The sequence below is a fragment of the Caballeronia sp. genome (assembly GCF_049581465.1).
GTDB lineage: Bacteria > Pseudomonadota > Gammaproteobacteria > Burkholderiales > Burkholderiaceae > Caballeronia.
Genome location: NZ_JBAUSA010000940.1, coordinates 1 through 2,023, shown reverse-complemented (window position 1 = coordinate 2,023; position 2,023 = coordinate 1). Strand labels below are relative to the sequence as shown.

Here is a 2,023-nt window from a genome sequence, read left to right as displayed (position 1 = left end):
GCACATGCTGGGCGCGCGCTTCGAAGCGGGTGCGGAGGTGGTAGCGCGGGCGGCTGGCCTCGATACCGCACTCGACGGAGCAGACTGGCTCATCACCGGCGAAGGCCGCTCGGACGTGCAAACGCTGCACGGCAAGGCGCCTTTCATTGCATGCCAGCATGCACGGGCTCATGGCGTGGACGCGTTGCTGTTGTCGGGAGGCATCGATCCCGCTGCCTTGGTAAGGTTGTCGGAACATTTCAGCGGCTGCTTCTCGCCCGCGCCGGGGCCGATTACGCTGGAAGTAGCGATCCGCGACGCCGCCACGCTGCTCGCCAACGAAGCCGAGCAACTCACGCGATTGAAATTCGGTTCACGTTAGAACGGCCCGGCATCGAGTCACGACCCTCGCCTCACCTGTGGCTCGCCTCGCGGCGAGCCAAAGCCCAAAGCCCAAAGCCCAAAGCCCAAAGCCCACAGCCCACCGGCACGGGCACAGGCACACTTGCGGCATTGCGCCCTGTTCCTGGGTCGTCCTTCGCAACTTTCAGCTTAGCCCGCTATTCGCCGCTCGCTGGCGCAACAATCCGAGGATGGCGTCGCAGAAAGGAGTCGGCACGTCGAGCTTGCGGCCAAGTTCCGGAAACACGCCGAGAATCGGCATCAATTCCAGAGGTCGCGATGCTTCGAGATCCTGCAACATCGATGTCTTGAACGCCCCCAGCTTGCGAGTCACCGCGAGACGTTCAGGCGCGGTCATGCCAGTCGCGAGCCCCAACCGCTCGCCTATCGCGCTCGCCTCTTCCATCATGCGCAAGACGAGCGCGTGGGTCATGGGGTCGTCGAGGATGGTGTCCGCAGCCGATCCCGTCAGGGCGCTGATCGGGTTCATGTTCATATTGCCCCAAAGCTTGATCCAGAATGCTTGCCGGATCGACTCTGTGGATTCGACCTCGAACCCGCCGCGGATCAAGTCCGCCGCGAGCGATGCAGCGCGCGCAGCCCGTGCGTCCGAAGGCGCGCCGACGATCAGCCGGTTACCCCGTCCGCGCTTGATCACGCCGGGCGCAATCGTCGCGGACGACAAATGAACGACGCAACCGATCGCCTGGCTCGGCGGCAGGCTGCGAGACACGACGCCGCCGGGATCGACCGCGTCGATATGTTGCCCAAGCAGCGGGCCTTCGAGGCCGTCGAGAAACCACCACGGCAAGCCGTTCATAGCCGCAACGATCACCGTGTGCGGACCGATCATGGGGGCGAGCGACGCCGCGAGACTGGGCAGCGCCTGAGCCTTGAGCGCAATCACGACATAATCCTGCGTTCCAAGTGAAGCGGCGTCGCCGGTCGCGTGAACCGGAACACGCTCTTCGTCGTCGCTGTCAGCCTGCACTATGCGCAGGCCGTTAGCGCGTAGTGCTGCAAGAGTGGTGGAGCGCGCGAGCACGCTGACGTCGTGGCCAGCCTTGTGCAGTGCAGCCGCAATTAGTCCGCCGATAGCCCCCGCCCCCACGATCGTCGTCTTCGTTTTGCTCACGGTTGCTCCTTCAGGGTTGATTTGGTCATTTCCAACTTACCGGCGAGTTTAGTGCACGCGTGCGCTACGTTGAGCGACTTCCGGCGATGCTGGCCGTGCGGCCAGCTTTGAACGATCTAACAGCAGTCAAAGTCCGCCGTCCAGTGGAAGAGTTCCCTTCTGTGAATACGGGCCTTGTCCAACAGGAGTCATCGCCCCGCTTGTGCGAGACCGTTTCGCGGCAAGCATCTCCGTGTAGGCAACAGTCGTCGATTCAGTTAGAATCATGGGCTTGACGCGCTAAGCATGCATGCCGTTCCGGGGCGACGTTTCCCGGTTTTCAGCGCATGCGACTTTGTTTTTCGCGTTCATGGCGGTTCAGCTCCCGCCGAAAAGATCCGCGTGAGTGGCGAAATTGGTAGACGCACCAGGTTTAGGTCCTGACGGCAGCAATGTCGTGTCGGTTCGAGTCCGACCTCACGCACCATGAAAAAACGAAGCCTCGCGGCGAAAACCGCGAGGCTTCGT

Annotated in this window: 2 protein-coding genes and 1 tRNA gene; 2 read left to right on the top strand and 1 reads right to left on the bottom strand. The window is 62.6% G+C overall.

Going from position 1 to position 2,023, the window contains the following annotated elements; genetic code table 11:
- Positions 1 to 361 (top strand): glycerate kinase (locus WCA53_RS23075; RefSeq protein WP_423915935.1); only part of this gene is annotated, 361 nt, incomplete at its 5' end.
- A 165-nt stretch (positions 362 to 526) separates the two neighbouring features.
- On the opposite strand, the gene WCA53_RS23070 is transcribed toward WCA53_RS23075, so the two are convergent.
- On the bottom strand, positions 527 to 1,516 hold the full coding sequence (locus WCA53_RS23070) for a 2-dehydropantoate 2-reductase (protein WP_423915933.1): 990 nt from the start codon (positions 1,514 to 1,516) through the stop codon (positions 527 to 529).
- Between the two features lie 379 nt (positions 1,517 to 1,895).
- Here WCA53_RS23070 and WCA53_RS23065 point away from each other — a divergent pair.
- Positions 1,896 to 1,982, top strand: a tRNA-Leu gene (locus tag WCA53_RS23065).
- The last annotated feature ends 41 nt before the right edge of the window (positions 1,983 to 2,023 follow it).